At 45.6% G+C, this 23,881-nt stretch carries 22 protein-coding genes and 1 pseudogene; 10 read left to right on the top strand and 13 right to left on the bottom strand.

Translation table 11 applies throughout. The features are described from left to right. Positions 1 to 31: 31 nt before the first annotated feature. The 4 genes from VK541_RS15805 to rpmA all read left to right on the top strand — a co-directional run bounded on the left by VK541_RS15805 (position 32) and on the right by rpmA (position 2,892). On the top strand, positions 32 to 1,459 hold the full coding sequence (locus tag VK541_RS15805) for a dicarboxylate/amino acid:cation symporter (protein ID WP_324371273.1): 1,428 nt from the start codon (positions 32 to 34) through the stop codon (positions 1,457 to 1,459). Between the two features lie 2 nt (positions 1,460 to 1,461). Then, positions 1,462 to 1,971 carry a hypothetical protein gene (locus VK541_RS15810; protein ID WP_324371274.1) on the top strand — a complete coding sequence of 170 codons (510 nt, stop codon included), beginning with the start codon at positions 1,462 to 1,464 and terminating at the stop codon, positions 1,969 to 1,971. 85 nt (positions 1,972 to 2,056) lie between these two features. Continuing rightward, positions 2,057 to 2,368, top strand: coding sequence for a 50S ribosomal protein L21 (gene rplU / locus VK541_RS15815; protein ID WP_008241463.1), 312 nt, complete (start codon positions 2,057 to 2,059; stop codon positions 2,366 to 2,368). A gap of 56 nt (positions 2,369 to 2,424) precedes the next feature. Then, on the top strand, positions 2,425 to 2,892 hold the full coding sequence (rpmA, locus tag VK541_RS15820) for a 50S ribosomal protein L27 (protein WP_324371275.1): 468 nt from the start codon (positions 2,425 to 2,427) through the stop codon (positions 2,890 to 2,892). 81 nt (positions 2,893 to 2,973) lie between these two features. Here rpmA and VK541_RS15825 read toward each other — a convergent pair whose 3' ends face one another. Further along, complete coding sequence (locus tag VK541_RS15825; RefSeq protein WP_324371276.1) at positions 2,974 to 3,942, bottom strand: polyprenyl synthetase family protein; 969 nt, start codon at positions 3,940 to 3,942, stop codon at positions 2,974 to 2,976. Between the two features lie 23 nt (positions 3,943 to 3,965). Then, a complete protein-coding gene (gene rnr / locus VK541_RS15830) occupies positions 3,966 to 6,098 on the bottom strand; it encodes a ribonuclease R (protein WP_324371277.1) in 2,133 nt (710 codons plus the stop codon). A 108-nt stretch (positions 6,099 to 6,206) separates the two neighbouring features. Between rnr and VK541_RS15835 the strand changes: the two genes are divergently transcribed. After that, complete coding sequence (locus VK541_RS15835) at positions 6,207 to 7,136, top strand: mechanosensitive ion channel family protein (protein WP_324371278.1); 930 nt, start codon at positions 6,207 to 6,209, stop codon at positions 7,134 to 7,136. On the opposite strand, the gene VK541_RS15840 is transcribed toward VK541_RS15835, so the two are convergent. Beyond that, on the bottom strand, positions 7,129 to 8,862 hold the full coding sequence (locus VK541_RS15840) for an ABC transporter ATP-binding protein (protein WP_324371279.1): 1,734 nt from the start codon (positions 8,860 to 8,862) through the stop codon (positions 7,129 to 7,131). The genes VK541_RS15835 and VK541_RS15840 overlap by 8 nt on opposite strands. 77 nt (positions 8,863 to 8,939) lie before the next feature. Here VK541_RS15840 and VK541_RS15845 point away from each other — a divergent pair, with 77 nt between their 5' ends. Beyond that, entirely contained in the window at positions 8,940 to 10,250 is a 1,311-nt protein-coding gene (locus VK541_RS15845) for a nicotinamide mononucleotide adenylyltransferase (RefSeq protein ID WP_324371280.1), read from the top strand. On the opposite strand, the gene VK541_RS15850 is transcribed toward VK541_RS15845, so the two are convergent. Then, complete coding sequence (locus VK541_RS15850) at positions 10,247 to 10,693, bottom strand: GNAT family N-acetyltransferase (RefSeq protein WP_324371281.1); 447 nt, start codon at positions 10,691 to 10,693, stop codon at positions 10,247 to 10,249. The genes VK541_RS15845 and VK541_RS15850 overlap by 4 nt on opposite strands. Then, on the bottom strand, positions 10,693 to 11,184 hold the full coding sequence (locus VK541_RS15855; protein WP_324371282.1) for a YajQ family cyclic di-GMP-binding protein: 492 nt from the start codon (positions 11,182 to 11,184) through the stop codon (positions 10,693 to 10,695). The genes VK541_RS15850 and VK541_RS15855 overlap by 1 nt, the downstream gene beginning before the upstream one ends. 121 nt (positions 11,185 to 11,305) lie before the next feature. On the opposite strand from VK541_RS15855, the gene VK541_RS15860 reads away from it, so the two are divergent. From VK541_RS15860 to VK541_RS15870, 3 genes are all read left to right on the top strand, one after another. Beyond that, complete coding sequence (locus tag VK541_RS15860) at positions 11,306 to 11,905, top strand: hypothetical protein (RefSeq protein ID WP_324371283.1); 600 nt, start codon at positions 11,306 to 11,308, stop codon at positions 11,903 to 11,905. 107 nt (positions 11,906 to 12,012) lie between these two features. Continuing rightward, the gene (ppk1, locus tag VK541_RS15865; protein WP_324371284.1) at positions 12,013 to 14,070 is read left to right on the top strand and encodes a polyphosphate kinase 1; all 2,058 of its coding nucleotides are present in this window, start codon (positions 12,013 to 12,015) and stop codon (positions 14,068 to 14,070) included. Continuing rightward, positions 14,070 to 14,966 (top strand): exopolyphosphatase, encoded by an 897-nt coding sequence (locus VK541_RS15870; protein WP_324371285.1) that lies wholly within the window; start codon positions 14,070 to 14,072, stop codon positions 14,964 to 14,966. Before ppk1 ends, VK541_RS15870 begins: the two co-directional genes overlap by 1 nt. On the opposite strand, the gene VK541_RS15875 is transcribed toward VK541_RS15870, so the two are convergent. The 7 genes from VK541_RS15875 to VK541_RS15905 all read right to left on the bottom strand — a co-directional run bounded on the left by VK541_RS15875 (position 14,957) and on the right by VK541_RS15905 (position 20,386). Beyond that, positions 14,957 to 15,418 carry a 4'-phosphopantetheinyl transferase superfamily protein gene (locus VK541_RS15875; protein WP_324371286.1) on the bottom strand — a complete coding sequence of 154 codons (462 nt, stop codon included), beginning with the start codon at positions 15,416 to 15,418 and terminating at the stop codon, positions 14,957 to 14,959. The genes VK541_RS15870 and VK541_RS15875 overlap by 10 nt on opposite strands. Further along, entirely contained in the window at positions 15,415 to 15,669 is a 255-nt protein-coding gene (locus tag VK541_RS15880; RefSeq protein WP_324371287.1) for an acyl carrier protein, read from the bottom strand. Before VK541_RS15880 ends, VK541_RS15875 begins: the two co-directional genes overlap by 4 nt. Next, positions 15,666 to 16,949, bottom strand: a complete 1,284-nt coding sequence (locus VK541_RS15885; RefSeq protein WP_324371288.1) for a beta-ketoacyl-[acyl-carrier-protein] synthase family protein — start codon at positions 16,947 to 16,949, stop codon at positions 15,666 to 15,668. Before VK541_RS15885 ends, VK541_RS15880 begins: the two co-directional genes overlap by 4 nt. After that, complete coding sequence (locus tag VK541_RS15890) at positions 16,942 to 17,388, bottom strand: 3-hydroxyacyl-ACP dehydratase FabZ family protein (RefSeq protein WP_324371289.1); 447 nt, start codon at positions 17,386 to 17,388, stop codon at positions 16,942 to 16,944. Before VK541_RS15890 ends, VK541_RS15885 begins: the two co-directional genes overlap by 8 nt. 99 nt (positions 17,389 to 17,487) lie before the next feature. Beyond that, positions 17,488 to 18,540, bottom strand: a complete 1,053-nt coding sequence (locus VK541_RS15895) for a type III polyketide synthase (RefSeq protein ID WP_324371290.1) — start codon at positions 18,538 to 18,540, stop codon at positions 17,488 to 17,490. 9 nt (positions 18,541 to 18,549) lie between these two features. Then, a complete protein-coding gene (locus VK541_RS15900) occupies positions 18,550 to 19,281 on the bottom strand; it encodes a methyltransferase domain-containing protein (RefSeq protein ID WP_324371291.1) in 732 nt (243 codons plus the stop codon). After that, the gene (locus VK541_RS15905) at positions 19,262 to 20,386 is read right to left on the bottom strand and encodes an NAD(P)/FAD-dependent oxidoreductase (protein ID WP_324371292.1); all 1,125 of its coding nucleotides are present in this window, start codon (positions 20,384 to 20,386) and stop codon (positions 19,262 to 19,264) included. The genes VK541_RS15900 and VK541_RS15905 overlap by 20 nt, the downstream gene beginning before the upstream one ends. 86 nt (positions 20,387 to 20,472) lie before the next feature. Between VK541_RS15905 and VK541_RS15910 the strand changes: the two genes are divergently transcribed. After that, positions 20,473 to 23,298, top strand: coding sequence for a family 78 glycoside hydrolase catalytic domain (locus VK541_RS15910; RefSeq protein WP_324371293.1), 2,826 nt, complete (start codon positions 20,473 to 20,475; stop codon positions 23,296 to 23,298). Positions 23,299 to 23,348: 50 nt separating this feature from the next. On the opposite strand, the pseudogene VK541_RS15915 reads toward VK541_RS15910, so the two are convergent. Then, positions 23,349 to 23,881 (bottom strand): annotated as a pseudogene (locus VK541_RS15915) (gfo/Idh/MocA family oxidoreductase); the annotation flags it as partial.

Consider the following 23,881-nt stretch of genomic DNA (forward strand, 5'->3'; position numbering starts at 1 on the left):
ACTTTTGTTGCAAATCAAACAACCTTAATATATGAAACAAAACCGCGTCGGGTTAATCACTTTGTTGTTTATCACTGTTGCAGCGCTGTTAGGTGTTTTAAAAGACTTCAATATTGTTAATGTCCCGGACAATGTAATGATGTCCATCCGCTGGGTGCTGGCTATTGAACTGGTGGTTTACGCTATAATCAGAAGGAACCTGACGACCTGGATCCTGGTTTGTATGGTACTGGGCATCTTTGTCGGAATAGATTATCCGCACGTTGCCGTCGCCCTTCAGCCATTGAGCAAAGGATTTATAAAATTAGTAAAAACCATTGTGGGTCCTATATTATTTGGAACACTGGTTTATGGGATTGCCGGGCACTCAGATTTAAAACAAGTGGGCAGGATGGCATGGAAATCTATGTTGTATTTCTATTTTGCCACCACAATCGCATTGTTCATCGGATTGGCGGCCATAAACCTCACCCATGCAGGTGTCGGTGTGAACATTGAAAATATGCCGCACAATGAGCTGCCAAAGCCTGTAAAGGACATCGCCGATGAAAGTATACTGAGTACACTGCCTCATAGTGTACACTGGCTGTATAAAACTCTGGCCTTTTTCAGGAACATTTTTCCTGAGAACATTGTCAAATCTGTTTATGATGCACAAATTCTGCAGATCGTAATTTTCTCGGTTATTTTTGGCATTGGCCTGGCTATGGTGGATGAAAAGAAAAGGAAGCCTATGGTTGACTTCTGCGAAAGCTTGTCAGAAACTATGTTTAAGTTTACCAATATCATCATGTATTTTGCCCCGATAGGCGTTGGTGCCGCAATGGCTTATACTGTCGGGCATATGGGAGTGGACATACTGAAGCATCTTTTTATGCTGGTAGCTACTTTATACATGGCATTGATCGCCTTTATTCTACTGGTATTACTGCCGATTGCGCTATATATCAAGCTGCCCATATTGAAATTTATCAGTGCCATAAAAGAACCCGTGTCCATTGCATTTGCAACAACAAGTTCCGACGCAGCTTTGCCAAAAGCGATGAGTGCGATGGAGAAGTTTGGCGTACCGCGTAAGATCGTATCATTTGTAATCCCGACGGGCTATAGTTTTAATCTGGACGGCACCACATTATACCTTTCCCTGGCATCGATATTTGTCGCACAGGCTGCAGGAATGCATTTGTCATTTGGCGAGCAGCTGTTGATTGTATTTACACTGATGATTACCAGTAAAGGAGTCGCAGCGATACCGAGGGCATCGCTGATCATTTTGATCGCCACAGCAGACCAGTTCGGACTGCCAACCTTCATCATCGCCGCAATTTTAGGTATTGATGAACTGATGGATATGGGCAGGACATCTTTGAATGTGATTGGAAATTGTCTGGCGACCGTGGTGATCGCCAAATGGGAGGGTGAATATAACCCCGGCCAGGTTGAATTGAAAGAATCTTAATTATGAGTACCAAAGGAAAGAAGATATTTTTAGCGCTGACTATTGTAGTCCCTTTTTTAATCTATTGTGTGATCTATTATACCCCGATGATCAAAAATGCACCTTTTAAATCGGGTGAATTCGTTTCATTGCAGTTTAAGTGGGGCGTTGGCAAAAATCTGGTGAACACCTATGATTCTTCAACCGGCGAGTACCAGTATCTTGATGGCCGGGATTCTTTGATTAAAACGAACGTTAAACTGAGGACCAATGACATTCTTTATCTGCACAGCAAGGCAAATGAACTGGGATTGTGGAACTTTCCGCCGGTAATCGCAAATACCGGTGCAGATCTGAGTTCAGATAAGATCTTAAGGTATGAATTCCAGTTTAATTACAAGAGAAAATCAAAAAAGGTGATCTTTATGACAGATTATAGCGAAATCCCTAAGCTCAGGGACGTTGCTGTGCAGATGCAAAAACTGATAGCCCGGAGTATAAATGATGCAGAAGAGCGCTACAGTAATAAATAACCAATTCAGTTGCGCATTTATAAAAATAAATTCTATATTTGCACCTCGATAAAAATAAACAATTTAAAATAATAATTATTTAACAATGTACGCAATAGTAAATATAGCAGGACAGCAATTCAAAGTTGCAAAAGACCAGCATCTTTTTGTACACCGTTTACAAGGAGATGAAGGCGCTAGTATTGAATTTGACAATGTATTGTTGGTTGAAGATGGTGGTAAAATCTCTGTAGGAGCTCCTGCTTTGAAAGGTGCTACAGTTTCAGCTAAAATCGTGTCTCATTTAAAAGGTGATAAAGTGATCGTTTTCAAAAAGAAACGCAGAAAAGGTTACAAAAAGAAAAATGGTCACCGCCAGTATTTCACCAAAATCCAGATCTCTGGTATCAGTTTATAATTAGTCGTTAACAAAGATTAGCTGTTTATACAGGTAGTTAAAAAATATAAAACAAGATGGCACATAAAAAAGGAGCCGGTAGTTCCAGAAACGGACGTGAATCGCATAGTAAACGCTTAGGTATCAAAATCTTTGGTGGTCAGGCAGCTATTTCTGGAAACATCATCGTACGTCAGCGCGGTACAAAACATCATCCTGATAAAGGAGTAGGTATTGGTAAAGACCATACTTTATTCGCTTTGGTTGATGGTACGGTAATCTTCAAAAAGAAACAAGACAACAAATCATACGTTTCTATTTTACCTGCAGCTGTAGTTAAAGAAGTTGTAGCTGAAAAAGCACCTGCAAAGAAAACTGTTAAGGCTGAAGCACCTGTTGTTGAAGCATCCGTTGTTGAGGCACCAGTGGCTGAAGCACCTGCAAAAGAAGAAAAAGCACCAGCTAAAAAAGCACCTGCAAAGAAAGCTGTTAAAGCTGAAGCTGCTGAAACTGAAAGTACAGAAGAAGCTGCATCTGCAGAATAATAAAATATTCAGAGCTAAAAGAAGAAGCCCGTACATTTATTGTACGGGCTTCTTCTTTTTATATGCTTTTTTTATTGGTTCTTAATGCTCCCTGTTCATGAGCTGATTTGCCAGGAGCATCAGTTCCTTTTTGTTTTGATCAGGAACATTGATCTGTTCCAATGCAGAAAATGCGTTATCCAGATATTTCTTCATGATCTCAGTTGCTTTTTCCCGCACCTCGTAAAGATTATACAGGTCAGTTACATTAGCTACTTTCGCAGCGTGATCCCGATTGATAACCTGCGCATCCAAATGCTTTAAATGATCAACTGAAGCCAGTTCCTGTAATTTCAATCGCAGAAACGTTTTCTTATCAGAGATAATGTCACCGCCAACCTGCTTTCCAAATTTCTCCGGATCTCCATATACATCCAGAATGTCGTCCTGAAGCTGAAATGCAATACCCAGACTCTCTCCAAACTGATAGATCAGCTCCGCTTCTTCAGGCGTGGCGCCTGCCGTTATAGCTCCGAGTTTCATGGCACCGCCAAGCAGGACCGCAGTCTTCAGCCGGATCATGCCGATGTACTCAGCTATGCTCACATCGGTCCGGCTTTCAAATTCCATGTCCAGCTGCTGTCCCTCACATACGCCCTGAGCCGTAGCATTAAAAGTATCAAGCGCGTGCTTAAGGATATGGACATCCACATTGGTAATGTGCTTGTTGGCTTCCACCATCATGACGTCGCCGCTCAATATGGCGGTGTTGTCCCCCCATTTTTCATGCACAGTTTGCTTACCTCTGCGCAAAGGAGCTTTGTCCATGATGTCATCATGGATCAAAGTGAAATTGTGAAATGTTTCAATAGCCATTGCCGCAGGGATAGCGGCTTTTAAATCACCATTGAACAGCTCGGCGGACATTAAGAGCATGATCGGCCTTAATCTTTTTCCCCCTAAGTTCATAATGTAACTTATAGGCTCATATAAAGAAGCAGGATATTCGGGATAGGTGGTTTCGTTTATTGCTTGTTCTACGTGCTTTAATAATTCTGAAGGGGAATGCATTCTTTATCTATTGTTGTTGTTGTCTAATCTTGTATCAGGGTAAAGTCTATTTGCCTTTTAGCCAGGTCTACTTTTTTTACTTTAACTTTCACCTCATCACCCAATTGGTATTTTTTCTTTTTGCGCTGACCAATAATGCAATAGTTTTTTTCATCCAGCACATAGAAATCATCGGCTATATCACGAAGCCTGACCATGCCCTCACATTTATTTTCAATGATCTCCACATACATGCCCCATTCCGTGACACCTGAAATGATACCTGTAAATGTGTTGCCTATGTTTTCTTCCAGATATTCTGCCTGCTTGTATTTGATAGAGGCCCTTTCCGCATCTGCCGCACGTTTTTCCATGGTCGAGGAATGGGAGGATGCAGTTTCGTATTCTTCTTCGCTGGCGGACTTCTCGTTGTTTAAATAAGCAGCAAGCAGTCTGTGTACCATTACATCCGGATAACGGCGTATAGGGGAGGTAAAGTGGGTATAATGGTCAAAGGCCAGTCCGTAATGACTGGTTTTTTTAGTCGTATAGACTGCTTTTGCCATAGAACGTATAGCCAGCTGTGTCAGCACGTTCTGCTCTTTTTTGCCTTCCACATCCTCCATCAGATAATTCAGTGACTTTGCGATTTCCTTGTCGGATTTGGTATTGATCTTATAACCAAAGCGTGCGGCAAACAGAGCAAAGTTGCCTAGATTTTCCAGGTTAGGGGAGTCGTGCGAGCGGTAAACAAATGTATATTTCTTTTTGCCGCTGCCTTTTTTAGAAACAAACTCCGCTACTTTCTTATTGGCGAGCAGCATAAAATCCTCTATGAGTTTATGAGCATCTTTCCGCTCTTTTACATAAACGCCAACAGGCTTTCCGGTTTCATCCAGTTTGAACTTGACCTCAGTACTTTCAAAGCTTATGGCCCCGTTCTTAAACTTCCTGTCACGCAGGATGTAGGCCAGTTCATTCAGCTTCAGGATTTCCTCAGCATAATCACCCGCCTTGTTCTCAATTACCTCCTGAGCTTCTTCGTAACTGAACCTGCGATTGGAATGGATTACAGTACGGCCAAACCATTCTGTGATGATATTTGCCTGCTCATCCAGTTCAAATACGGCTGCAAAACAAAGTTTGTCTTCATTAGGGCGCAGCGAACACACACCATTGCTTAACCGCTCAGGCAGCATCGGGATCACACGGTCTACCAGATAAACAGAAGTCGCCCTTGCATAGGCTTCCTTGTCCAGGTGACTGTTTGGTTTTACATAGTGAGAGACATCAGCAATGTGCACACCTATTTCATAATTGCCATTGGATAATTTTTTAAAAGAGATCGCATCATCAAAATCCTTTGCATCAGCAGGGTCAATCGTAAACGTTACCGTATCTCTGAAATCCTTGCGTCCTTTCAGGTCACCAGCAGAAACTTCCTCAGGAATGAGATCTGCCTCACGCTCGACTTCCGCAGGGAAAGCAAGCGGAAATCCATACTGTGCGAGAATGGCATTCATTTCTGTATTGTTCTCGCCCTGCTCACCGAGAATTGTTGTGATCTTTCCGATAGGGTTTTTGGCGCCTTCAGGCCAGTCAGTAATGCTGACCTGTACCTTCTGTCCATTTTTTGCCCCTTCCAGATCACTCAGTGGAACAAAGATGTCATGAAGCATCTTGCGGTCATCAACATTTACAAAAGCAAAGCGATCTGAGATCCTGATCACTCCGATAAAATCCGTCTTTACACGCTTGATGATTTCCACCACCTCGCCCTCATTTTTACGGCCGCTTTTCTTGGCGTAGATATATACCTTTACCAGATCACCGTTCAATGCATTGTGGAGTTTTCGTGCAGATACAAAAATGTCCTTCTCAAATTCATCATCCGGAACCACAAATGCAGAACCGTCAGCAGTCATGTCCACCTTGCCGGTGACAAAGGTTTTCAGATCTTTGAGCCTGAATTTACCTTTCTCAGGCTCCATGAAAACACCTTTTTTGGCCTGTTCTCTTAGTATTTCAAGGATGGTGTCTCTTCCCGAAGGATCAGTAATGTTCAGTTTAGCAGATACCTGCTTATAATTAAGCGCCTCATTTTTGCTTTTTTCCAGAACGTCGCTAATCAATTGAACCAGAACGAGTTCTAAATGAGATGATTTGTTTTTTGCCATAGTAAGATTATGAATCAATCGAAGGTAACAATTTGAAGTGATAGATTGTTCTATTTTGTACCTTTGGGTAAGGAACTCAAAGTCATTTACTTTATGAATCGAGACATTATGATAGAAGACAGAGAAAGAAAAACAGGCAAGGAACTGCTCATGATCCTCATCAAGACCGCGATTTATTTAACCTTGTTGTATTTCTATATCAATAAGCCCCATTTTTATGTTGAGTATCCCAGGATAGACCAGATCGCCAGGGGGCTAATGGTGTTTTTGGGTCCCAGTCTCGTCATTTCCATACTTAGACTTGTGGTGATCTACTGGTACATCAGAAAGCACAGGTTTAAGAACAACATCAAGGACAATTTCATTCTCGGCATCAACAGGATCGTATCCATTTTGAACGCCGTACTTTTCATGATTGCGCTGATCATCTTTTCCGGACAGGATCCGAGAGAATTCATTACCAGTATTTCAATTGTCGCTGCAGCAATAGCTTTGACTTTTAAAGATTATGTAACCAATATGATCAATGGCCTGATCATCATGTTTTCCGACAGGTTATCACTGGGCGATCACATTAAGATCGGCGAACTGGAGGGAAAGATCCTTGACATTACCCTCATCAACATGATCCTGCAAAACGAGGACAGCGACATGGTCATCATTCCAAACTCCCTGGTATTCAGTTCAGTGATCGTCAACCAGTCCAAACAGAACACCAAAAAACTAAGCGTGGAGTTTGAAATGTCACTTGACAACGGATATACACCTGAATACCTGGAAAAATACCTGGATAAGAACATTTCAGGATTTACTGAAAATATAGTTGCAGGAGGATTGACAGTGAAAACGATCTCCATCAATAAAGATGTGGCTGTATTCAAAGCAATGGTACTCTTAAAGCATTACGACAAATTCAGAGAAAGAGAGATCAGAAGGACCATCAATACGGCACTCATCAGACTGTCAGCAACGTTGAAAAAAGAAGAAGGGCCTCAGGCAGAAAAAGAGGCGGCGCGCGAAGATCCGAAGCTTATTTAAGCGCAGTTAAACCCGGTATTGCAGCAATTAACTTCTGTGTATATTCCGCTTTAGGATGGTTGTAGATATCCTCCGGAAATCCTTCCTCTTCAATACGGCCTTTGTTCATGACGATCATTCGGTCCGAAATGTGTTTTACCACCGCAAGATCATGCGAAATAAAAATATAAGTCAGTCCAAACTCCTGCTGCAGCTGTCTCAGCAAGTTTAAAACCTGTGCCTGTACCGACACGTCCAGGGCAGATACAGATTCATCACAAATGATGAATTTCGGCTGAAGCGCAAGCGCCCTGGCAATCACGATCCGCTGACGCTGGCCACCTGAAAACTCATGCGGGTACCTGTTAAAATGTTCTGGTTTAAGGTCCACACGCTCCAGCAAACTTAAGACATGAGCCTTTCGCCGCAGGTCATTGTCAAACACCTTATGGACCTGCAAAGGTTCCATTAAAGCATTTCCTACCGTAAGGCGCGGATTTAATGAAGAATATGGATCCTGGAAAATGATCTGAACATCCCTTCTCATGCTCCTCAGGTCTTTTTTGTTCAGATCCGTCACCGACCTCCCTTCAAACAGAATCTCTCCTGAAGTCGGTTCAACAAGCCTTAAAATACTTCTTCCCAGCGTAGTTTTGCCACAGCCGGATTCACCAACGAGGCCCAGTGTTTCCCCGGGGAATACATCAAAACTAACCTGGTCAACAGCTTTAACAAATTCTTTGGTCTTGCCAAACAAGCCGCTGTTTACCGGGTACCAGGTACAAAGGCCTTTTACCTGCAGCAGGGGTTTTTCTGCATAAAGTTTAGCCCTTCTTTCCGCTATTTCCTGCGGCGTATAACTGTTGCGTTCCAGCAAATGGGCCACAGCCATGTCCTTGTTCTCATTTAAAAAATCCGCTACCACCGGAAGCGTCTTCAGCAAGCGTTCAGGAGAAGGACGGCAGGCTAGCAAACCCTTGGTATACGGATGCTGAGGATTTCTGAACAATTCAGCAGCAGGCCCCTGTTCCACGATCCGCCCTTTATACATCACCGCAACATCATCCGCAATTTCACTGATCACCGCAAGGTCATGCGAAATAAATATCATGGCCATACGGCGTTCCGTCTTTAGCTTGAGCAGCAATTGCAGGATGGTCTTTTGAACAGTTACATCCAGTGCAGTAGTAGGTTCATCAGCGATCAGCAGGCTTGGGTTGCAGCTCAGCGCCATAGCGATCATTACCCTTTGTTTCTGACCGCCTGAAAGCTGATGGGGGTAGCTTTTAAATACCTGCTCAGGACTGGGCAGCTGTACCTCCTTAAACAGCGCAATGGTCTTAGCCTTCGCAGTTTGACTGTCAGCTTTTTGGTGCAAAATAATGGCCTCCTTAACCTGCTCACCACAGGTAAAGACAGGATTTAACGAGGTCATAGGCTCCTGAAAGATCATCGCGATCTTATTGCCCCTGTATCTTCTGATTTCTTCAGGAGACAGATCCAGCAGATCGACCTCCTCAAAATCTATTTCACCGCCGATCTTTGTAGCTCCGGGATCGTGCAGCCTCATGATAGAAAATGAAGTGACCGATTTACCCGATCCCGATTCCCCGACTATTCCAAGTACTTTACCGGCGCCGATGCTGAAACTGACATCGCTTACCGCCTTCAGCCAGGATTTGTCTTCTTTATTCAGAAATTGTATGTCAAGATTTTTAACGTCTAGCATCAGCGGTAACCGGGTCATATTTTGAAGGTGTGAAATTTGGCATTAAGATAAGCATTTTGTAGCCCAAATCCGGTTGTTTGTGCTATTTTTGCAAAATGGAAAGAGAAATTCTTGATACCAAGCGCAAAGCCCTTAAGATTAACCTAAACCCAAAGATCTACGGAACTTTTGCAGAAATAGGGGCCGGGCAGGAAGTAGCCCGTAACTTTTTTACAGCAGGCGCCGCATCAGGAACAGTAGCCAAAACCATGTCGGCCTACGACATGACTTTCAGCGATGCCATTTATGGTGTAGAGGAATCCGGGAGGTATGTCAGCAAGTCGAGGTTGTTGAAAATGCTCAACCACGAATACGGACTGCTCAATGAGCGTTTAAGCGGTGAAAAATATGATGACCGTACTTTCTTCGCATTTGCAGATACCGTAACCACACTCAATTACAACAAATCAAACGACCCTCACGGCTGGATAGGTTTACGTTTTCAGACAGAGCCGGAAGGCGAGGCCAACGAGATATTTTTCCATGTGCGCCTGCTGGATACCGACGCCGCACTTCAGCAAAACGTACTGGGCATTATAGGTGTAAACCTGGTTTATGCCGCTTTTTATTACAACCAGGACCACAGGGCGATGATCGAATCCCTGGCGGATAATCTTACCGTGGGTTCTGTTGAAATAGACCTGATCTCAGTAAACGGGCCGATATTCAGCGGTGCCGACAATATCCTGCTAAACCTCTACCTGATCGTTAAGGATTTTTCCGATGCAGCAATCTTTGACGCCCAGGGGCAGCCCTGCCTGCCCAAAGACCTTTTGTACAAGAAAGACATCATGATCCTGCGCACCAAGTACGCACAAAAATCCAATCCAAATTTCAGTATGCTCAACAAAGCTGTTGACCAGTTTGTGCGTACAGAAAACGTGCAGGAAGACAACCTGAGCGTGCTGATCGAGGTGCTGATGTCCAATGTGCTGTCAACGGCCGATGAATCGCAGGAAATTGACCTCAGGGCGGTGGCCAAACGTGCAGAAGAAATGTGCAGGACGGGCAACAAAGTCATCGTGTCCAACTTTGCAAGGCACAATAAACTGGCCAAATACCTGGACCGCTGCAGGCCAAAAAGTGTAGGTATATCCACCAACATCAACAACTTAAAATTCGTATTCAATTCCAGTAATTTCGGAGAGAACTATGCAAGTATGCTGCTGAGCTATGTAAGTGATATGTTCAATAAGAACGTAAAGCTGTTTGCCTATCCCTTCCTCGACAAGAAGACCAATGAAGTCATCACGACCGCAAATATGCCAGTTACGCCTGACGCCAAACCGCTTTTTGACTTCCTGATCATCAATGGCTACATCACAGACATCCAGGATTACAGTGAAGAAGACGTGAAAACCGTCTAGGTATCCTGCTTCTTATAAATATTCGGCACCGCAATACCCATGAGCCTGTCCGGATTGGGTATGGGTTTAAAGCCGAACTGCGCATACAAACCGTGGGCATCCTCAGTAGCCAGCATGTACCTTCTCAGTCCCTGAAGATCCGGGTGAAAAAGCATGAGGGACATCAGTTTTTTAGACAGACCGAGTCCCCGGTAAGCTTCCAGTACATAAACATCCGCCAGATAACCAAAAGTAGCTTTGTCCGTGATCCATCGTGCAAAGCCAATTTGTTTGGTCTCCTTATAGATTCCAAAGCAGAGTGAATTTTCGACAGATCTTTTTACTACTTCAAGAGGAATACCCTGCGCCCAGTAAGACTGAGTACTCAGATATTCATGTATAACTTCGGGCTGAAGCTTGAGTTTGTCATCAGAAAAGACAAAACCATTTTCTTCGATCTCCATTAGCTCCTCATATTGATGTATTGCAAAGGCTGTCCGAAGTCTTCCTTGCGGCACAATGCGATCACCGCCTGCAGGTCATCAATGTTCTTGCTTTGCACACGTACCTGGTCATCCATGATGGAGGCCTGCGCCTTAGAGCCGCTGGCTTTTATCTTAGCCACTATTTTCTTCGCTGTTTCTTTATCAATGCCCTCTTTAACCGAAACCTCTTTCCGGATCATGTTTCCCGAAGCATATTGCTCCTTTCCGAAATCCAGGCTGTTTGCATCCAGGTTCTGCTTGATCATTTTAGAAATGATCGCATCAGTAATGGCTTTCAGACGCATGTCATCTTCAGTAATGATGGTGATGACATTGGTTTTCTTGTCATGGTCTATCGTGCTTTTGGAGGAACTGAAGTCATAACGGTTCAGGATTTCCTTTTTAGCATTATTCATCGCATTGTCAAATGTTTGCGAATCCACCTTACTTACAATATCGAAACTGGGCATGATTATAGCTTTATAGTAAAAAATATATTATTTTTAGGTAAATGTTCATTTACCCATACAAAAAAACGAAAATTATATGAAACCATCATGTGTTTTCAGTATAAAATACAAATCATAGCTTATGAAAACCAATAAACCAAAAGTTGAAAAAAAAGGTGCAAAGAAAGCAGCCAAAAAAGAATTGGAAAAGAGTCTTACTGACAAATTCCTGGAAGTGGTCAAACACCTGGGGCATGACGCAGAAAAAATAGGAAAAGATATAGAGATCGCAGGTAAGTTCGTTGCCAGGAAACTCTCAAAAAGATTCAAAGAAGTAAAATCTGCTGTTGAGAACAAGATTGAAGAAGTAAACGCGGCCGCCAAACAGGCCAGCAAGCAAGCCACCAAAAAAGCAGACACCGTAAAGAAAGGCGCAGTTAAAGGAACAAAGAATGCAAAGAAAGTAGTTAAAAAAGCAGTAGCCACAGCCAAGCCGAGTGTACAAAGTGTCAAAGTTGCTGCAATCGCGACAGAAGAAAAGGCAGCTAAAGCGATTGCCAAACCCGTAGCGAAAGCAGTTGCAGCTGCGAAACCGGTTGCACAGGCGGCAGTAAAAAAAGCAGAAGAGGTGAAGAAGGAGGTAACGGCCGCGGTTAAAACAGTGGTGTCCAAAGCTCCTGTAAAAAAACCGGCAGCATCCAAACCGGCAGTCAAAAAAACACCGGCAGCAAAAAAGAGCTAAAAAAGTTAAAATTAATTTTGCGCCTGAGTAATAATTAACAATTACTTAACAATAGAATATGCAGTTTTGAGCGTTCCCGCCAGACGGGAACTCTTTCATCATTATACATGACAAAAAAAAAAGCACCGTTTCTAAACCGGGAGATCAGTTGGTTATATTTCAACGAGCGGGTCTTGCAGGAAGCTGCAGATGAAACAGTACCGCTTATTGAACGTATAAAATTTCTCTCTATCTTTTCATCCAATCTCGAAGAATTCTACAGGGTCAGGGTAGCTACTTTGAGCCGCTTGTCCAATCTGAACGATAAGGCAAAGGCGCTTTTAGGTTTCAATCCTAAAAAGATGCTGAACGAGATCAAGAACATCGTCGTCAGGCAGGAACGTAAATTTGAGCTGCTGTTCCAGGCCACCCTCATCAATGAGCTGGCTCAAAACAGGATCTTTATCCTCAATGAAACGCAGTTGAATGTGTCAAGGGGCGAATTTGTAAGGGAACACTTTAGGGACAGGATCTTGTCGACCCTTGTACCCATCATGCTCGATCTGGACAAACCCTTTCCCGAGCTCAAGGACAGGTACCTGTATTTCTTTGTTCGGCTGTCCAGAAAATCAGCAAAGAAGAGCGAAAAATACGCACTGATAGAACTGCCTCCCGAACTTCCAAGGTTCCTGGTATTGCCTGAGACCAATGGATTAAAGTTTATTATCCTCGCAGAGGACATCATCAAATATTGCCTGGATGACATTTTTTATGTCTTTAATTATGACATCATCGATGCCTATTCCATACAGCTTACGCGCGATGCCGAACTCGATATTGATAAGAACATCAGTGATAAATTTATTGATGACCTGAAAAGCAGCCTGGATAAGCGAAAGAAGGGTAAACCCATGCGTTTGCTTTACGATACAGAAATGCCTTTTGATATGCTGACCGTACTGGTCTCCAAATTAAAAATAGAAGCAGAAAGCCTGATGCCGGGCAACAGGTATCACCGGTTCGGAGATTTTATTAAATTTCCAAATGTGGGAACCAAAGACCTGGAGTATACCCCAAACATACCATTAAAAGTTTCCGGCCTGCACCGCACCGAAAGCATCTTCAACAAACTGCATGAGCGGGATTACCTCATCAATCTCCCTTATCAGTCCTACGACTACATCATTCTTTTCCTTCGTGAAGCCGCTATTGATCCAAAAGTTACAGAGATCAACATCACACTTTACCGTTTGGCAGAAAATTCAAGAGTGGTCAACGCATTGATCAATGCAGCAAAAAACGGGAAAAAAGTAAATTGCCTGGTCGAGCTCAAGGCCAGATTTGACGAACAGGCCAATATCTTCTGGACCAGCAAACTGGAAGAAGAAGGCGTGCATGTCAATTACGGTCTTACCGACTATAAAGTACATTCCAAGATCTGCCTGGTCAAAAGAATAGAGAAAGGCAGACCCGTGTATTATGCAAACCTGGCTACCGGTAATTTCAATGAAAAAACTGCCAAGCTCTACTGTGACCACAGCATTTTTACAGCGAGAAAAGAGATCACGCATGACCTTATCAAATTGTTTGCCGCCCTCAACAAGCGAACTGTGGCAAAAGACTTTAAGCACCTGATCGTTTCTCCAATGGATTCCCGAAATAAGATCTATGCATTGATAGACCGGGAGATCAAATATGCCAAACAGGGCAAGCCAGCCTACATGATCCTCAAAGTAAACAGCCTCGCAGACGAGGGTGTTGTCGAAAAGCTATATGAAGCCAGCAATGCAGGTGTAAAGATCAGGCTCATTGTACGAGGAATTTGTACCCTGGTGCCTGGTGTCGAAGGCTTTAGTGAAAACATTACGATCATCAGCATCATCGATAAATTCCTCGAACACGCCAGGGTCTTCATTTTTGGCAATAACGAAAAAGAAGAGATGTTCCTGTCCTCAGCCGACCTGATGAGCAGAAACTTTGAGCATAGGGTAGAAGTCGGTTTCCCGGTACTGGACGAAGAAGTGTGCCACGAGATCAGGGACATCATTGATTTCCAGCTGCAGGACAATGTAAAAGCCCGTGACATCACCAGGCTCAACAACAACAAATACCATAAGAACAGGCTTGCCACAAAAGTACGTGCGCAGGTGCAAACCTATAATTACCTTAAGAACAAACACCAGTAATGTTAAGATACGCCGCTATAGATATAGGCTCAAATGCAGTCAGACTGCTCATCGCTGATATATCAGGTACAGACGATGGTTTCAGCTTCAAAAAAAACACCCTCATCCGCGTACCATTACGGCTGGGCGACGACGCATTTCTTGACCACCACATCTCAGACCGTAAGGTCGATGACCTGGTCAAAACCATGACTGCTTTTAAAAACCTGATGGATGTTTACCATGTATCAAAATACCTGGCCTGCGCCACATCAGCCATGCGGGAAGCTAACAATGGTCCGGAAATCATTAAGAAAATAAAGCAGCAGACCGATATCGACCTGGAGATCATAGAAGGACAGCGGGAAGCCAACATCATTTACTCCAATCATATTGAAGAAAACCTGGATGCCAACAAAAGCTATCTGTATATCGATGTAGGCGGCGGCAGCACAGAGCTATCCGTATTTGTCAACAAAACCCCGGTAGCCTCCAAATCATTTGACATCGGAACCATCCGTATCCTCGACAACCAGGACAAAGATGAAACCTGGGAAGACATGAAGCAATGGGCAAAAAAGCACACCAAATCTCTAAAGAACGTAGCCGGTATAGGTACAGGCGGCAACATCAATAAACTCTTCAGAATGTCCGGCGAGAAAGAAGGGATGCCGCTTTCCTTTATCAAACTAAAAGGAATGCACAATGAACTGAACAACCATTCCCTGAAAGAAAGGATCAGTATTTACGGCCTCAATCCCGATCGTGCAGATGTGATCATTCCCGCCTGCGAGATCTACATCACATTAATGAAGTGGACAGGCATCAAACAGATCTATGTGCCCAAAGTAGGTATGGTCGACGGCATCATCAACCTGCTGATCGAAGAAAACCTAAGTCTCCGGACCTATAAATAGGCAAGGGCGAGATACCTGCCGTGATGGCTTACAGACTGCGGGTTTGAGATCCTGTAATCTGTGTGATAGTCCATTATGCTAACCGATGCCCTGTCCAGCTCATCTTCCTGGTCTGCCGCCAGGGTATGTATATAATCGGCGCTGATCTGACTCTGGGTGTAATAAGGCTGGTCGTCACACAGCACATTTCCTGTCGCTTTGCTGTTGTGAATGATCAGGTTCTTGCACACCAGTTTCACAGGGGCAAACAAGCGGAGCTTTGTCTCTCTTGAATTGATCTTATAGGCCGATTCCTTCATGCTCCACAAGAGCCAGATCATCATAGGAGGCTGAATGTCTGAAGAGATCAGGAACTGCTCCTCCGGCGTAAAAAGTTTATCCAGAAAACCATTTCTTTGCCAGTTGCTGTCTTTAGCGGCCTGCAGCAGGTCTACGATATCGTTGCCTATCATTGCTCAGCCAGTTTAGTTTCTATGACCTCTATTGATGCGCCCACATTGAGCATTCTTTCCATAGAAAGGTTGTCAATGACGATTCCGAACTCCTCCTCCACATCCAAAACGATATCCACCAGATTTGCCGAATTGATCCTGAGGTCCTTGATGAAATCTGTGGCCTCGTTCAGGTTTTCCAGTTGGTCTTTGTCTTCCACATAGGTGGATACTATAGGTTTCAGACGTGTTATTATTTCTTCTCTATTCATTTATTTTTATTGCTGTACTTTTTAAAGATCACACAGGCATTCACATCACCAAACCCAAAGCTGGCCTTGGCCACAATGTTCAGGTCCGCGCTGATCATTTTTTGCGGGATCTTAGACTCATCTACCATCGCCTTTATTTCCGGGTTTAAATCCTCACAATTCACATTCGGAAATATAAATCCATGGTGCAGCTGCAATACAGATGCCACACTTTCGATACTTCCGGCAGCGCTCAGGCAATGCCCTATCGCAGACTTTAAAGAATTGACATAAGGAAAATCCGCACCGCGTCTTCCCAGTGCCTCACACCAGTTGCGGATCTCAAAAGCGTCCTTGCTGGTCGCCGTCAGATGACCGTTTACGGCATCTACCTCAGCCGCACCGATCCCCGCATCCCTCAGTGCTTTTTTGATGCAGCGCTGTACCGCCGAAGGATTTGGCGCAGTCATGGTGCCGCCGCCTCTTTGTCCGCCCGAGTTGATGTGTCCGCCCAGTACCTCCGCATAGATCACAGCCCCCCGCTGCAAGGCGCTTTCCAATGATTCCAGTACCAATGCTCCGGCACCGCTTGCCGGTACAAAACCGCTCGCTGTCGCACTCATGGGCCTTGAGCCTTTTTCCGGATCAGCATTGTGTTTATAAGTGCAAACCTTCATGGCGTCAAATCCGCCCCATACATACGGCCCGCCGTCACTTGTACTGCCGCAGAGCATTCTCAGTGCCCCGCCGCTTTTGATGCGCTCATAGGCCATCAAAATGCTTTCAGCCCCGGTCGTACACGCTGACGAGTTTGTGGTCACCTGGTTTCCCAATCCCAGCTTGCCGCCCAAAAAAGCGCTGATGCCGCTGGCCATGGTCTGCACTACCGCTGTACTGCCCAGCTTACGGATCTGCAGGTCGTCAATTTTATAAACAGACTCCCGGAATTTATCAATTCCCGAAGTGCCCGCACCGAATACAGTACCGCTGTCCCAATCAGGGTCATCACCAGCAGAAACAGTCAGTCCTGCATCTTTCCAGGCATCCATTCCTGCGATTACCCCGTACAAAATACCCGTGCTGTTCAGGCCCTTCAGCTCCAGTTCAGAAAAATACTGCGCAGCAAGCTCAGCAGAAACCGAAGGCTTTCCCGCGATCTGACAGGAAAACTGTAAACGTTCCAGTTCCGGATCATGCTTAATCCCCGAAAGCCCGTTTTTCAGCGCTTCCGTAAACAGCGGCAGGCCCACACCATTGGGGGCCACCACGCCTAATCCGGTAATTACAACCCTGTTATGCATTCATTTTATTGGTCACCATACCGGCTATTGTGCCTTTGCAAACCAGCTCACCTTTTTCATTAATCATCTGAACAGTGCAGTTTAATTTCTTGAAACGGAAGTATACTTTTTCTGCTTCAACCCTTACCTTTTCCCCTGGAAATACCGGTTTCAAGAAATCAATAGCCGTGGAGGTCAGCATGACATGTCCCGGCATTCCGCCTTCAGCACTGCCCGATAAATAAATGCCCAGGCATACCAGGCCGATCTGCGCCATAGTTTCTGTCAGGATCACACCCGGAGTTACCGGACTGTCCTTAAAGTGACCTTTATAAAAATCCAGCCCCGCATCAAAAGTATAAGTACCGACGGCTTTGTTTTCGTCTATTTCCAATAGCTCATCTACAAACAAAAAGGGTTTGGTATAAGGCAGGTGTGCTAAAATTTCTTCTTTATTCATATTTAAAATTGATGTTCATTTAATATCAAACTTATTGTGCACTAAAAGTATTTATTTTAATCGTCATTGCGAAAGCCTTTAAAGCGCATGACGACCGTCCTACCACTTCAGCAATATCCTTTGCGCCGAAAATCCCGGTCCGAAACTCAGCATCAAACCGATATCACCTGCAGCAGGTTTTCGTAACATGTACCTTTCCAGCACATACAATACCGTCGCACTCGACATATTGCCATACAGCCTCAATACCTCTTTAGTATCGTCAATATTCTTACCCAGGGCGCCAAACAAACCCTCCACCAGCTGCACAATTTTCTTTCCGCCCGGATGAAAGATCAGGTGGTCTACCTCAGCAATTGTCAATCCATGTTTGGCTAGAAAAGGATGGATGATGTCCGAAAAATTTGCCTCAATGGTTTCAGGGACAGCCACATCCAGTACCATTTGCAAGCCGCTGTTCATCAGTTTAAATCCCATCAGCTGCTCCGCATCATAAAAATGATACATTTCTTCAGCAATGATTTCCGGCCCTTCATCATCAGCATGCGAGGACAACAGCACGCAAGCCGCACCATCACCAAATATGGCCGCACTTACCATATTGACCATCGAATAATCGTTCAGCTGAAAAGTAGCCGTGGGCGATTCATAAGCAATCACTACCGCACGCTTTCCGGGATTAGCCTGTAAGAAATTCTTTGCATAGATCATACCCGATACCCCCGCCGCACAACCCATTTCTGTTACCGGCAAACGTACAATGTCCTGGCGCAAGCCCAGAATATTGATGAGGTAAGCATCCAAAGAGGGGATCATTATCCCCGTGCAGCTCACCGTAATGATATAATCGAGATCCGTGGGCGTCCAGCCGGCCTTGTCCAATGTCTGCCGCAGGCAGGCACCAGCCAGTTTAACCCCCTCCCTGACATAGATGTCATTTCGTTCCTCAAATGAGCTGGGCGCAAACACCTCCTCCGGCGACATGATCGAGTAACGCTGCTCAACCCCCGCATTCTCAAAGATCTTAATCACCTTTTTGACAAAGCGGTCATCCTGTCCCTCCAGCCAGCCTCTTAAATATGGAATGATCTCCCCGGTTTTCCTTGAATATTGGGGCAGCAGCTTTGAAACAGTCTTTATCTTAACACTCATAGAAAACAATCATTGGATCAAAATGACCCACTGGTAGCGGAATGCCCATTTCCAGCGGATCAGGTATTTTTTTAAATTCAATTGCCGCGTATAGCCCAGCAAATCCTGACGCTTAAACCCCCTCAAAATAGAGGTCAGTCCATCATCGCGCGACATGCTGTTCAAACCAAAAACAAAACAGATCAGTTTGAAAAGACAATACGCAAGGGCGCTTCTGTGCAGGTCATTCACCACTATGCCCAGGCTTGCCTTTCTTTTGAATCCCTCCATCAGCTGCAGCAGCGCGTCATCCTTAAAGTGGTGCAGGGTCAGCGTACACAGAATAACATCGTAAACCCTTTCTTGTTTAATCTCCTCAAAAATATCCGCGCAAACATAGCTGATGTTGTCGTAACCGGCAGACAATTGCCTGGCATGGCCGATGGTGAATCCATTGGCATCCATGCCGCACAATTTAAACCGCAAGCCTTTCTTTCTTCCGTAATCGGCCAGTACCCTCAGCATATCACCATTTCCGCAACCCACATCCAGTATCGAGATCTCCCTGTCCGCTTCAGCGCTTAGCAGCCATTCCACACCTTCCAGTGTCACCGCATTGCCTCCCAGCAGCCTGTTTATGCTTGCGATCTTATCCAGCGCATCCCGCAAAACTTCGCCTTCCATGGCAAAATCGTCCATAGTCTCAGGCTCATCACTTCTGTCTTTAGTATTTACGAATATTTTACCGAATAGGTTGTCCATGTGTTTTTTTAACGATGAGCGGCAATACCACCGGAAATTTAACCAATAGCTTTAACAAAGCGCCAAACAGCCATTTTTTTCTCACTATTGCCGAAAGCGTCCGGCCTGCTGCCATTCTGCCTTTAAAATTCAGCTTCCATGCCTTGCTGTACCCATGCTCCAGTTCCGCCCTGGAAAGGCCTCCCTCCAGGTATTCAACACACAGTTCGGCGCAGACCTTTGCGCTGTGTATTGCCATCGCCATGCCGTTTCCGCACAGCGGATGGATTACGCCCGCAGTATCGCCGATCATCAGCACATGATCATAGACCGCTTCCTTTGCGTCAAAAGAGACCTGGCTGATCGTCAGCGGAGCATCAAACAGCGCATTGCTTTGCTCAAACACATTTCTCAGCAAAGGATTTTTATAAAGCACCTGATGCTCAAATTCATTCGTATTCTTATACACCTTGAAGTTTTCGTAATCCGTAAGGTAACAAATGTTGATCACGCCATTTTCAACTTTTGATACACCGCAATATCCTCCGTCAAAATTGTGCAGGCCGACAAGTCCGTCAGGGAAGTTTCCGCTATAATGTCCTTTTACCGCCAGCCAGGGCGACCGCTGCCGTATAAACGGCCTTGCCAGCTTCTGGTCCGGAACAGCCCTTTTGCCATACGCCCCAATCACCAGACCCGCTTTAAAAGCACCCGATGCATTCGTGAAAATTTCAAAGGAATCATCTTTAAAAACAATTGAACCTACCGTATCGGTGATCATTTTACAGCCCAGTTCCAATGCCTTTTCGTAAAGCAGGTGGTCCAGCACATACCTGCTCAGCCCAAAACCTCCTAAAGGAAGCCTGCAGGAGATCTCTTCCCCCTTAGGAGAAGAAAAGCTTAAGCGGTTGATGGGCACAGCACCGGATTTAAAAGGATCGATGCCAAGAACCGACAAGTAGGGCAGAACCTCATTAGATATATACTCTCCGCAAACCTTGTGGTGCGGGTAAACCGTCCGTTCTATCAAAATTACCCCAACACCCGATTGCAGCAAATGTATGGCGCAGGTCAGACCAGCTAAACCGCCCCCTGCAATAACTACGTAATCATCACTTTCTCTCATACACCAATTGTCCGGCATGTTTACTTGCTTATTGTGCAGGTTTTAGTAAATTTAGTTTTTTGCACACACATAAACCACATATAAACATGAAGAAACTCTATTTTCTGTTGTTTCTGGCATATACCTGTATCGATAACAGTGCCATAATGGCCCAAAGTAGCAGCAATGCCTTACTGGCTGAGCTCAATAACCGGTCCTCTTTAATACCGCGCGACCCTCGCTGTGAGTACCTGACCGACCCAAAAGGCATCGATGAACCGCATCCGCGGCTGAGCTGGACCTTTAAAGCGACAGATACCGCGGCTTCCGGACAAAAGCAAAGCGCCTACCGCATCACCGTCGCATCTTCACAAAAACTGCTTGGCACTAAGCCCGATATATGGGATTCCCAATGGGTAAGCGGCAATCAGATGCAGCAAATTGAATATAAAGGCAAAGCTTTGCTGTCCGACAAGAGCTATTACTGGCAGGTCACCGTAAAAGACGAACAGGGAAAGATCTCTTCAAAAAGTACGCCCGCCAGCTGGACTACCGGGCTGCTCAGCCCCAAAGACTGGACCGCCAAATGGATCGGCACCGCCCAGATCTTTGACCCTTCCAAACCCGACTGCAACATCACCGATCCCTGGCTGCGCAAAACGTTCAGTCTGACTGCAAAACCCACAAAAGCGACACTCTTCCTGGCGTCCGTAGGTTACCATGAACTCTATGTCAACGGGCAGAAGATCACCGAAGACGTACTTTCACCTGCTGTTTCAGACCATACCAAACGTGCCCGGTATATCGCTTATGACATCGCCCCACAGCTCAGGTCCGGCAAAAATGTCATCGCCATCTGGCTGGGTACCTCATGGTCTATATTTGGCCCCTACATCGATAAAGACAAGCCCAATACACCCATCGTGATCGCACAGGCAGCAATCTATAATGGCCCTAAAGCAGTGACCATCATCAAAACCGACGATACCTGGAAAACGCACCTGAGCCCCAACAAACTGCTCGGAAAATGGGATTTCGGCCACATGGGCGGAGAACTGTACGATGCCAGTCAGGAAATAGACAACTGGAATACCACCGCCTGCAATGAGCAGGGATGGGAACAGGCCATCACCTACAGCCCCAAACTCAAACTTTCCGCGCAAATGGTGGAGGCCAACCGCTTGTTTGCGGAGATCAGGCCCGTAAGCATCAGTGAAAAAAGAGCAGATGGCTCTTACCGCGTAGACATGGGCGTAAACTTCGCAGGCTTCACGCAGGTAAAACTAAAGGGCAGCCCCGGCGATAAAATAGAATTCCTGTATTCAGAAAGACAGCAGGAAGACATGACCTTCAGCCTGCACAGTGCCTACATTATCGGCAAATCTGGTACAGGAACCTTCAAAAACCGCTTCAATTACAGCTCCTGCAGGTGGATCACCATCCGCGGATTAAAATATAAACCAGCCCCTGAGGACATCAAAGGCTGGATGGTGCGCACCAATTACGAAAATGCGGCCACGTTCCAATGCGCAGACGAACTGCAAAACTGGATCTACGACCGCGTCAAATGGACTTATCAGAACCTTTCCCTCGGTGGTTACGTAGTCGATTGCCCTCAGCGCGAGCGTCTCGGCTACGGCGGCGATGCCCATGCCACCTGCGAAACCGGAATGTTCAACTATAAAGTAGGTGCATTTTACACCAAATGGATGGAAGACTGGCGCGACAACCAGGGCACAGAATCTGTAGTGGGCAACCTTCACGATCCTAAATTTGCAAGACAAGCTGTGCAGAGCGGAAGGATCCTGAACAATGGCATCGTACCGCACAGCGCCCCAACCTACATGGGCGGGGGCGGCCCGGCATGGGGCGGTATTGTCGTGACCCTGCCCTGGTACATCTACCAGCACGAAGGTGACAAGCGCGTGCTCGAAAAAAACTTTGAACTGGTCAAAGGCTGGCTCTCCTTTCTTGACCTCAATACAAAAGACAACCTGCTGCAAAGGTATGGCGGCTCCTGGGACTTTCTGGGCGACTGGCTCTGGCCAAACGCCAACGCAGAAGGCATGAACAACAACAAGCCCGAAACCGTATGCCTCAACAACAGCTACCGGGTCTTCAACCTGCTTACCGCGGCAAAGATCGCCAGGGCAATAGGAAAGACCACAGAAGCGGCCGCATGGGAAAAGCAGGCAGAAACTTACAAAGCCGCCATCCATGCCAAATTCTACAATGCCGCAGACCAAAGCTACGCAGATGGCTCTATGGCCAATCTCGCTGCGGCCTTACTGGCCGATGTGCCACCGGAAAACCTGCGTGATGAAGTCATGAAAAGACTGGAAAAAGAAATACTGGTCAATAAAAAAGGCCATATCCATGTGGGCATTACTGGGGGCGCCATTCTGTTTAAACTGCTCAGGAACCTGGGCCGGGACGACCTCATTTATTCCATGACCTCACAGACCGCCTACCCCGGCTGGGGCTACATGAAAGCAAACGATGCGACCACGATCTGGGAGATGTGGGAAAAAGACCTGCCCGGGCATTCATTGCTCCACAGTTCTTACCTGTATCCCGGAGCCTGGTATATAGACGGAATGGCGGGCATTCGTCAGGATCCTGCTAAACCCGGTTTTCAGCATTTCATCATCAGGCTGCCATTGCTCAGTGCAGCGCAAATGCCCTGGGCGAAAGCAACCTATGATTCACCCGCAGGGCTGATCAAAACCTCCTGGCAAAGAAAAGACGGGCAGGTAGCTGTGCAGGTCACCGTTCCGCCAAACTGCAGCGCTACACTTGAGCTTTCGGAAAAAGAAGCGACCAACCTGAGCTACGAAGCAAAAAAAGTAAAAAGAGTAGGCGGTAAAGACGGCTACGTCACCTTCGAACTCGAACCGGGAAACCATATACTAAAAACGAGCGCTGCCAGATAGGCAAGCGCTCGTTTTTAGTTCCCTCGTTCCTCCCGGGATGACAAGTAGGTCTATGCCAGCGTAAACGCAGGCAGATTTATCTTCTTGCCGCCATTCATTGCACTCTCATGCGCCAAAATCCCCACACAGGTAATATTTGCCGATTGTCTTGCATTAGGGAAAGGCTCGCGGCCCTGCACCAGCGCAGTTAAAAACTCGTGAACCAAGTGCGGGTGTGAACCCCCGTGACCAGAACCCTGAATAAATGACAAATGCTGGTTACTGTCCGCATCATAAACCCCGCCCGTTGTAAAATGCTGAATTTCTTCAGGCAGCAGATGCGCATAATCAGGAATGGTGACCTTCTCCGGCGTTTCACCAGTATGGATTACCGACTCCTCATGCTCTACCAAAGTCCATTCAAAGGTCTTTTTAGAGCCATAAACATCAAAACTCTCCCGGTATTGCCTGGCTGTATTGAACAGCGATCTTGTCACCTCGGCAGCAAGATCAGAGTCCTTGAACTTAATGTGACAGCTTTCCACCGCAAACGGAGAACCATATTTAGAGATCAGGTGCTCATCAATGGTTCCCGATCCAAAAC

The sequence above is a fragment of the Pedobacter sp. genome (genome assembly GCF_035317785.1).
Taxonomy (GTDB): domain Bacteria; phylum Bacteroidota; class Bacteroidia; order Sphingobacteriales; family Sphingobacteriaceae; genus Pedobacter.

What these genes read in the sequence shown, in the direction of transcription:
- VK541_RS15890 (WP_324371289.1), bottom strand. Translation starts at nt 17,388, where the DNA reads ATGAATAAAGAAGAAATTTTAGCACACCTGCCTTATACCAAACCCTTT.
- VK541_RS15875 (WP_324371286.1), bottom strand. Translation starts at nt 15,418, where the DNA reads ATGATAGGCAACGATATCGTAGACCTGCTGCAGGCCGCTAAAGACAGC.
- ppk1 (WP_324371284.1), top strand. Translation starts at nt 12,013, where the DNA reads ATGACAAAAAAAAAAGCACCGTTTCTAAACCGGGAGATCAGTTGGTTA.
- rpmA (WP_324371275.1), top strand. Translation starts at nt 2,425, where the DNA reads ATGGCACATAAAAAAGGAGCCGGTAGTTCCAGAAACGGACGTGAATCG.
- VK541_RS15885 (WP_324371288.1), bottom strand. Translation starts at nt 16,949, where the DNA reads ATGCATAACAGGGTTGTAATTACCGGATTAGGCGTGGTGGCCCCCAAT.
- VK541_RS15805 (WP_324371273.1), top strand. Translation starts at nt 32, where the DNA reads ATGAAACAAAACCGCGTCGGGTTAATCACTTTGTTGTTTATCACTGTT.
- VK541_RS15825 (WP_324371276.1), bottom strand. Translation starts at nt 3,942, where the DNA reads ATGCATTCCCCTTCAGAATTATTAAAGCACGTAGAACAAGCAATAAAC.
- rplU (WP_008241463.1), top strand. Translation starts at nt 2,057, where the DNA reads ATGTACGCAATAGTAAATATAGCAGGACAGCAATTCAAAGTTGCAAAA.
- VK541_RS15855 (WP_324371282.1), bottom strand. Translation starts at nt 11,184, where the DNA reads ATGCCCAGTTTCGATATTGTAAGTAAGGTGGATTCGCAAACATTTGAC.
- VK541_RS15845 (WP_324371280.1), top strand. Translation starts at nt 8,940, where the DNA reads ATGGAAAGAGAAATTCTTGATACCAAGCGCAAAGCCCTTAAGATTAAC.
- VK541_RS15870 (WP_324371285.1), top strand. Translation starts at nt 14,070, where the DNA reads ATGTTAAGATACGCCGCTATAGATATAGGCTCAAATGCAGTCAGACTG.
- VK541_RS15905 (WP_324371292.1), bottom strand. Translation starts at nt 20,386, where the DNA reads ATGAGAGAAAGTGATGATTACGTAGTTATTGCAGGGGGCGGTTTAGCT.
- VK541_RS15880 (WP_324371287.1), bottom strand. Translation starts at nt 15,669, where the DNA reads ATGAATAGAGAAGAAATAATAACACGTCTGAAACCTATAGTATCCACC.
- VK541_RS15835 (WP_324371278.1), top strand. Translation starts at nt 6,207, where the DNA reads ATGATAGAAGACAGAGAAAGAAAAACAGGCAAGGAACTGCTCATGATC.
- VK541_RS15900 (WP_324371291.1), bottom strand. Translation starts at nt 19,281, where the DNA reads ATGGACAACCTATTCGGTAAAATATTCGTAAATACTAAAGACAGAAGT.
- VK541_RS15895 (WP_324371290.1), bottom strand. Translation starts at nt 18,540, where the DNA reads ATGAGTGTTAAGATAAAGACTGTTTCAAAGCTGCTGCCCCAATATTCA.
- VK541_RS15840 (WP_324371279.1), bottom strand. Translation starts at nt 8,862, where the DNA reads ATGACCCGGTTACCGCTGATGCTAGACGTTAAAAATCTTGACATACAA.
- VK541_RS15850 (WP_324371281.1), bottom strand. Translation starts at nt 10,693, where the DNA reads ATGGAGATCGAAGAAAATGGTTTTGTCTTTTCTGATGACAAACTCAAG.
- VK541_RS15810 (WP_324371274.1), top strand. Translation starts at nt 1,462, where the DNA reads ATGAGTACCAAAGGAAAGAAGATATTTTTAGCGCTGACTATTGTAGTC.
- VK541_RS15860 (WP_324371283.1), top strand. Translation starts at nt 11,306, where the DNA reads ATGAAAACCAATAAACCAAAAGTTGAAAAAAAAGGTGCAAAGAAAGCA.
- rnr (WP_324371277.1), bottom strand. Translation starts at nt 6,098, where the DNA reads ATGGCAAAAAACAAATCATCTCATTTAGAACTCGTTCTGGTTCAATTG.
- VK541_RS15910 (WP_324371293.1), top strand. Translation starts at nt 20,473, where the DNA reads ATGAAGAAACTCTATTTTCTGTTGTTTCTGGCATATACCTGTATCGAT.